The sequence below is a fragment of the Gimesia aquarii genome (genome assembly GCF_007748195.1).
GTDB lineage: Bacteria > Planctomycetota > Planctomycetia > Planctomycetales > Planctomycetaceae > Gimesia > Gimesia aquarii.
This window is the reverse complement of record NZ_CP037920.1, coordinates 3487907-3496204: the sequence shown is the minus strand read 5'-3', so window position 1 is coordinate 3496204 and position 8298 is coordinate 3487907. Positions and strand designations below refer to the sequence as shown.

4 protein-coding genes are annotated in these 8298 nt (G+C 46.0%); 3 read left to right on the top strand and 1 reads right to left on the bottom strand.

The window, feature by feature from the left end:
* Positions 1–89 precede the first annotated feature (89 nt).
* Entirely contained in the window at positions 90–5231 is a 5142-nt protein-coding gene (locus V144x_RS13805) for a protein kinase domain-containing protein (RefSeq protein WP_144985734.1), read from the top strand.
* On the opposite strand, the gene V144x_RS13800 is transcribed toward V144x_RS13805, so the two are convergent.
* On the bottom strand, positions 5228–5830 hold the full coding sequence (locus V144x_RS13800) for a glycine zipper domain-containing protein (protein ID WP_197998924.1): 603 nt from the start codon (positions 5828–5830) through the stop codon (positions 5228–5230). The two genes, V144x_RS13805 and V144x_RS13800, sit on opposite strands and share 4 nt — an antisense overlap.
* A 367-nt stretch (positions 5831–6197) precedes the next feature.
* Here V144x_RS13800 and V144x_RS13795 point away from each other — a divergent pair, with 367 nt between their 5' ends.
* A complete protein-coding gene (locus tag V144x_RS13795; protein ID WP_144985733.1) occupies positions 6198–6776 on the top strand; it encodes an antibiotic biosynthesis monooxygenase in 579 nt (192 codons plus the stop codon).
* Positions 6777–7214: 438 nt separating this feature from the next.
* Positions 7215–8285, top strand: coding sequence for a type II and III secretion system protein (locus V144x_RS13790; protein ID WP_144985732.1), 1071 nt, complete (start codon positions 7215–7217; stop codon positions 8283–8285).
* Positions 8286–8298 lie beyond the last annotated feature (13 nt).

Here is an 8298-nt window from a genome sequence, read left to right as displayed (position 1 = left end):
GAGAATCGGGTCAAAACAACTTACATTATATTTCAAAGAGACTGTCGTTTTTTCTTACTCAAACGAAACGGCAACATGCGGGTAACCTTATGAACGACACTCCGGACAAAAAAGAACAAAATGAGGAATCGCCGGACGAACTGAACACACACGATGCGCAGTCTGAAAGCGAATCACAATCTGATTCAGAGAATTCTGGTAATGAAAACGACCAGACCATCATCTCGGATCAATGGGCTTCAGAGGAGTTCTCCAGCGCAGGACAGGAAACGGTCGAAGAAGTCGCTTCAGGAGATCAATATCAGACGCATGATGAATCGATTCCAGACTCAGACACTGTGGATGATCTCTCAGCGAATCAGCAAACGGTTGCCGAAATCAATCCATCAGATGATATTTACGCAACGGTCATTGATCCTGAGCTTACCGATGCCGATGAATCGCAAATAGCAGGAAATCAATCTAAAGGATCGGAAACAGAAACAGTCAGTGAATTTCCAACAAAGAATACAAATGCTGAGAACGACCAAACACTGGTGCTCGACGAACCAGTAGAAAATTCGGACATCAATGCCACATTAATCGAAGATGGGAATCAACCGCTCGACATCGATGCCACTCTTGTCTCTGATGATGTTCCTCCAGAACTCATGGCAACCATGAACTCTGCCTGGGGACCAGAAATGGCGACAATGGCTGAAGGTCCTGAAATGACCATCAAAGCTCAAGAATTCATTGATGAAGACCTTACCAATCAAACTTCTCTGGTCATCAAAAAACGAAATTTCAGTGATACCACAGCGGCTGAATTTACAGCGGATGCTGAATATGAACTGATTGAAGTCCTTGGCCAGGGTGGGATGGGAGTAGTCTATACGGCACGACAAACATCAATCGACCGTCAGGTCGCTGTCAAAATGCTGAAAAGCAAAACAGCAAAAAATCAGGATCAACGACATAAATTTCTTGCGGAAGCCGTGGTTACCGGTGAACTGGACCATCCAAATATCGTTCCGATTTATGACGTTGGAAGCAACAACAGTGGTGCCCTGTTCTACTCAATGAAAAAAGTCGAAGGTCGCCCCTGGTTAAAGAGTATTCGTAAAAACTCGCTTGCTGAAAATCTGAATATCCTGATGAAAGTCGCTGATGCGGTTGCTTTTGCTCATTCAAGAAGTGTTGTGCATCGTGATTTAAAGCCCGAAAATGTGATGCTTGGTGAATTTGGTGAAGTACTGGTCATGGATTGGGGGCTGGCACAATCTACGACCGGATTTCGGAAGTCCAATAGTATTATTACAACGTCCAGTATGGGTGGAACTCCCGCTTATATGGCTCCTGAAATGGCAACAGGACCCGTAGACAGAATTTCGCCACTATCTGATATTTACTTGTTAGGAGCCATTCTCTACGAAATCCTCACAGGACGCCCGCCACATACAGGCAAAACCGCGATGAAATGCCTGATGGCAGCCGCAAAGAATAGTATTGTACCAACTGAGAAAAAAGGAGAACTGGTTGACATTGCCATGAAAGCGATGGCAACACAACCCCAGGACCGCTATCCCAGCGTGCAGGCTTTTCAACAAGCCATCATGGAGTATCAATCACACTCCGAAAGTATTTCTCTAACAACAAGAGCTGAAGAAGATTTAAATTCCGCAATCAAAACAGAAAATTATGAATCGTTTTCAAGAGCATTATTTGGATTCCAGGAAGCACTCTCACTCTGGCCTGAAAATTCATCAGCGAGAGAAGGAATTCAGAATTCCACATTAAGCTATGCCGGTACCGCTTATGAAAAAGGAGATTACGATCTCGGACTCTCACTCTTAAGTGAAGAGGACACATCACATGTAGAGTTGATCACAAAGATTCGTTCGGCTCAAACAGAACGTGATGCGCGCCAGCAACGTCTCCGTGCAGCAAAGCGGGTTTCTGCCGGTATACTGGCGACCTTCCTGTTTGTCGTCATCGGTGCCTTCTTCTGGATTCGAGCAGAAGCAAATCGTGCCCTTGAAGCAGAAAAAGTTGCTGAGAGTGAACGGGATACTGCAATACTAGAACGGAAAAAAGCGGATGATGCACGTGCTCTGGAAGAAATTGCACGTAAAAAAGCAGAAGATGCAAAAGAACAAGAAGAGATTGCTTTACAACAGTCAATAATTGATCGTGACAAAGCTATCAAAGCAAAAGATGTAGCAAATAAAGCAAGAGCCGATGAAGAACAAGCAAGGCAAAGGGAAGAGTACGAAGCCTATATTGCTCGTATTGGTCTGGCAGCTGCGAAGATTGAAGAAAATGCGTTTGAAAGTGCCATTGAACTATTAAATGAATGCCCCGAAAAATTAAGAAACTGGGAATGGGGACGCTTAATGCACCTCTGCTCTCAAAGTAGCCGTGACTTTGACGCCAAAGCTCCAATCGATGCGTTAGCAATTTCTAAAGACGGTTCACAATTTGTAACCGGTGGAAAAGACGGCTTCGCTCGTCTCTGGGATCGGGTGAGCGGGAAAGTCATTGGTGAATTCGACCATAATAAACACCCTGTACTGGCAGTCGCGCTCAGCCCAGATGGAAAGTTATTAGCAACAGGGAGTGAAGATCCAAAAGGTTTTATCAAAATATGGGATCTGAATTCACAAACACAAATCCCTAGAACATTTCAAAACTCAGAGGGGAAGAATCCGTTCGATAAAAGCCACACCGAAGGCGTGTTAAGTCTCTCATTTTCCAATGATGGAACGCGACTGCTTTCCAGTTCGTATGATAAAACGGCACGACTCTGGGAAGTTGAATCCGGTAAACAGCTACAACGCTTCTGGGGACATAACTGGTGGGTTTGGGATGCTAATTTTTCAACAGATGAACGCCGGATTGTCACAGCGAGTCAGGATGGAACTGCTATTATCTGGTCTGTAGAAACAGGAAAACAGGGGGCTCCCTTCACCGGCCATCAGGGCCCCGTCTATTCTGCCCACTTCTCACCTGATCCTGAAAGCAGGCATGTCACCAGCAGTGGCTATGATCGGCGTGTCTTGTTATGGAAACCGGAGGACCTCGTTCCTTACGACTATTCAAAAATCGTAGCAGGTAAGAAAAATGAACCCCCTCCATTTATCGCATTTGAGGGTCATCAGGAAAGTGTTCAATCCGCCGAATTCACAAATGATGGCACAATGATCATCAGTGCCAGCCATGATAATACTGTCAAACTCTGGGACATTGCCACCACAAAAGCTTTGAAGACATTACGTGGCCATGACAGTTGGGTCCAGGCGGCTACACTATTGAGCGATGGCAAGTGGATTCTCTCTGCAAGTCACGATGCCCATCTTAAACTCTGGAATATTGCGGGCTATGAAGAAATCCGAACTTTAAAGGGACGCGTCCTTGCCCATCACGTCGATGCGATTCTAGATGTTTCCTTTTCCAAAGATGGAAAACAACTGGTTACAGCCAGTCGCGATAAAACTGCCATTTCCTGGAATGTCTCTACAGGAAAGGTCCGAAAAGAATTTACCGAAGGCCACTCCTTCCTGGCATCAAATGCGATCTTCCTCCCTGACCGAAAACGTCTGGCAACGGCAGCCGTTGATAATTCGGTACGGATTTGGAACATTCAATCAGGAACGGAACACAAACGCTTCGAGCACACGGGGCGCAGTGCTGCCATTGATGTTTCTGCTGATTCGCATTTTTTGATCACTGGTAGTGACAAGAAAACCGTTCGTATTTGGAATATCGATAGCGGTGAAATGGTTAAAGAATTAAAGGGCCACAAGTCTGAGGTGTGTGCCGTCGCATTTTCCCCTGATATGCGTTTTTGTGCCAGTGGAGATGTCCGAGGCCGTTGCATGCTCTGGAATGTTAAGACAGGAGAATTAATACACAAGCTAGATGGCCACACACGTAAAATTGCCGCCCTCAAGTTCTTAAGCAACGGCAAATCACTGCTTAGTGCAAGTGGTGACAACACAGTAGGACATTGGGACATTTCAACAGGTAAAGAAAATCAAAGTTTAATTCTCAAACACCCAGATTCTGTTCTTTCGATGTCAGTCTTTAATGATGGTACACAAGCTGTCACGAGTTGTGCCGATGGATTGGTGAGAGTCTGGGATATTGTCACTCCTAAAATCATTCGAACCATTCAACCTGCAAACGGTTTGATCAACTCGGTAAGCGTTTCGCATGATAACAAACGTCTGCTTACTGCAAATGTGCAACAGAGAGTGATTCAGGTCTGGGCGTTGGATACAGGAAAAGAGTTACTCAGTCCCGGTAGTAATGGTCAACTGAATGCGTTTCTGGATTTTAGAACAAAAGGCGGTATGTTGTGGACTGCCATCTTCTCTCCCTATCATGATTCAATTTTGACTGTAGGAGGTCGTGACGCACGACTCTGGAATGGAATGACGGCAAAACAGGAAATGGCCTTTCATCCTCATGGCGTCGTTGCATCAGCCTCGTTTTCACCGGATGGCAAGTGGCTCGTGACCGGTAGTTGGGATAACTCTGCCAAAATCTGGAATACTCAAACGGGACATGCGGAAAAGAAACTGGAACAGAAACATCAGGGTTTCGTGAATACTGCCCGATATTCTCCGAATGGTAAACTGATTTTGACATCGAGCGATGACGGAACTGCAAAAGTCTGGGACGCTGTGACTGGAAAGATCGTTCTTACTCTGGATCACCATGGTTCTCATGTCAAAAGCGCCATATTCTCTCCCGATGGTTCACAAATCGTTACGGCTTCAGACGACAAAACATTAGTGATGTGGGATTCAAAATCTGGCAAAAAACTGTCGACTTTTAAAGGTCATGCATGGCCAATTCGAAAAGTGGCCTATTCACATGATGGCAAACGACTGATCTCGGGCTCTGAAGACAACACCGCTATTATCTGGGACATCGTGACACAGAAAAAAACGATCCTTGCAGGACATACAGCTCCCGTTGCCTCAGTCGTCTTCTCTCCGGATGACAGCCGTGCTTTTACCGCCAGCGATGATGGTACAGCAAAGCTCTGGGATGCAGAATCGGGAAAAGAGATTCTAACTCTCAGCAATCACTCCCAGGGAGTGACCTCCGTAGACTTCTCTCCCAATGGACGCTATGTCGCAACCGGCAGTCAAGATGGTCAGGCAATATTATGGCTTACCGTTGACTGGAAAAAGAAGGATTCAGACTCAAATCAGGTAGCAACAAAAACATTGAGTCCTTAAAAGTGAAAGTGACCATGAATTCCTGTTCGAGGCCTGAATCGAGGCCTTGGGCGTGGAGTCACATAGACGACAGACGGTGATGTTACGACGGTCGCTGGTCTCTGTTTCACAATGACCGGTTCAGTTCCGGCAACATAATTATGCTTCTGCATAAATTCAATCAGCTGATCACTAATTCCCTGTTGTTTCAGTGAGATGATTGTTTGAGGACTTAGATCGAAGGCACCTCCCCGACTCCGAATGGCTCCAATAATGACCGAATCGCTCACACCGTTATGAGACATGTGAATCACATCGCTATTTTTTATAGCCGACCGCGCCATACGCTCATGGTTTGCCTGCGCAATGGCAACATCACGTTCTTCTCTTGCATCCTCTGCATTTCCAATCAAACTACCCGCGAGTCCACCAGTAGCTGCGCCAATTAAGGCACCAGCGCCTCCATTACCAGAATGACTGCCAATAATCGCTCCAGTCACCGCACCGATCCCTGCTCCGTTTGCTGCACCTGCCTGAGTATGATTCATGGAACTGCAGCCCACTTGCACTAAACAGAGCAACAAAAGCAAAAACATTTTCTTATATGACAAGTAGTCCATTTGTGTGAATCCTTTCACCCAATCTTTGCACTTTTTACAATCCCGGTTGTTAGATCAGAGAAGCAGTGATTAAACAAGCACCGCCTGTAAAAGTATCGGGAAAGTGGCGATTCATTATCAGATAATTTCTTTGTTGTATAGATGAAATTTCAAACCGAATTATCTCAATGATCTGAAAACAAAATAAGTAACGCTCGTAAGATTAGTAAGCGTTTTATTTTACAACGACACTCTTTTGAAATCTGTTATTTGTAATATAATACGCCGGTAATATGAGTACATTTATATTTAAAATCTCCACTCTTAAATTTTTGTGCTGATTACAATATTTCGAAGCACTTGAACTACATCAGAAAGCATTCACTGTATGAATTCAATCAATACAGATCCAATCACCATGGTTGTGACAGCCCATCCTGCTGCAGGAAATGAAAAAGAATGGGAACAGACTTTAACCAGCACAATCCAGGAATCGTTAAAATTTCCAGGCCACATGGGAACGACTGTTCTCAAACAGGAATCTCGTCTGAAACCAACATATCAAATTGTGATTCGATTTGATCAATTAGAAAATTTGGAGGCATGGAAAAGCTCACCCGAACGAGAACATTGGGTCTCACGCTTACATGCACTCGAACATGTCCCGCCAGCGATTGAACATAATGTCGGTTTGGAAACATGGTTTGAATTCACTCATCATGATGAGCAACATCCTTCTCAGCATCCCCCCAAATACAAAATGGCAATTATCGTCTGGATTGCCGTATATATGACTGTGATTCCTATTGTCAATTTAATACGTCCTGTCACTAGTGAATTACATTTTCTCATTGGTAGTGCAATCACGACAACCATTACCGTTCCCCTCATGACCTGGGTAATGATTCCCGTTTTAAGCTGGTTATTGAAAAGTTGGCTCTATCCGACGAAACCCATTGAGGCCTGAATGAATCAGTTATCCCAATCAAAGACGAGCTATCTTTGAAATCTCATCATTACGAAAAGCAATCGCTCGGAAGCGTATCCGGATGGTTTCGAGTTTAATCTGTGTATCGTTTGTTTGATTTGACTGTCCCACATTTGATGAATTACGCGAACAATTTTTTACAGGTATCTCAAGCAGATTGTTTTTCGCTAATCGAACGCAGTCTCATCCAGCCAAAATGAAGTGCCCGCAAAATGGTTGTTAAACCAAACAACAGGTAAAACTTGTGGTTTAGTGGGACACTTCTTGGAGCCTGAAAAGTGATCAAGCTCGGGCGAACTCAGTTCTCAGTGGGCGTCAAGACCAATTGACCGCCTGTCTGCATAATGGTACACTTCCGCGCGAAGCTCCCTGTGGAAGAGAGCGAATTTCTCCCGGTTTGTGGAATGGAGTCCCATCATGCACACAGGCACGTATCTCTGCAATATCTTCGTCTTAGTTTTTGCCAGCACTTCGTACGCGCAGACCGATCTTCTGCCCAACGCACCGACTCCGGCGAATTCGGTGGCGCAGATCAAGCAGACGGTTCCGAAGTTGGTGGACGGGTCGAGCGATAAAGCCTTCCATTTGGAACAAGCCGCCAAGCACCTCGAAGCTGCCGGGCTCAACGACAAAGCGCAGCGTCTGCGCAGTCAGGCTTCGTCGTTGCGCAATCAGCGGCAACTGGAAGAAAAACTCAAAGCTCTACACGAACTGCAAGATGAAATTCGCGAACTGTATCGGCTGACCGGAGTTGTCCAGCAAATCCAGGTAGACGTGAAGCTCATTGAATTCGATTTGGAGAAGCTTAAAACAGACGGGGTCGAGCTGTGCGAATTCAGCATAGAAGCGCCAAAGTGTAACACCTGCAAGTCGGGCCTCTGCTCAAAGGAAACAGACATCGATCAAGCCGCATTGGCGCGCAAAACAGACTGCGAGAAGTGCAAACAAGAGGCGCCAGAAAAACTATTCGACGAGCACGGTCAATTCACGACGACCGGGCAGCGGCTTCGCAAAGCGGGAGTACTTAAAGTGATTGCCGAACCATCACTCATGACCACTCCCGGACAGGCCGCAAATCTGCTAAGCGGGGGAGAGTTTCCGATTCTCATTCCTCAGCAATCCGGCAAAACCAGCGTCGAGTGGCGCGAGTTCGGTACTCGCGTCGACACTGTCACAGCGATAATGCCTGATGGAAAGGTTCGTCTGGAACTACAGGTTGAAGCCTCTAATTGCGACTTCAATAACGCTGTCAATATCAGCGGAAACGTCGTTCCGGGATTGACCTGCCGCCGCGTCAATACGCAAGTGTTTGCCGAGCCGGGCGAAACGATTTTGATCGGCGGCCAAAGCTCAATACAATCTCAGGAGAAGTCCAAAGAGGGGCAGATATTAAAAAAGTGTCTGACCATCGCCGTGACGCCAACCCTACTGAGCGTCCCGACGGTGAAACCAGACGGGTCTACAACTGAGCCAGGCGAGAACCCTTAGAGGGAACCCCCGA

Bases quoted from the DNA above. Each gene is read 5' to 3' on its own strand.
- V144x_RS13790 (WP_144985732.1), top strand. From the start codon at position 7,215: ATGCACACAGGCACGTATCTCTGCAATATCTTCGTCTTAGTTTTTGCC.
- V144x_RS13805 (WP_144985734.1), top strand. From the start codon at position 90: ATGAACGACACTCCGGACAAAAAAGAACAAAATGAGGAATCGCCGGAC.
- V144x_RS13800 (WP_197998924.1), bottom strand. From the start codon at position 5,830: ATGGACTACTTGTCATATAAGAAAATGTTTTTGCTTTTGTTGCTCTGT.
- V144x_RS13795 (WP_144985733.1), top strand. From the start codon at position 6,198: ATGAATTCAATCAATACAGATCCAATCACCATGGTTGTGACAGCCCAT.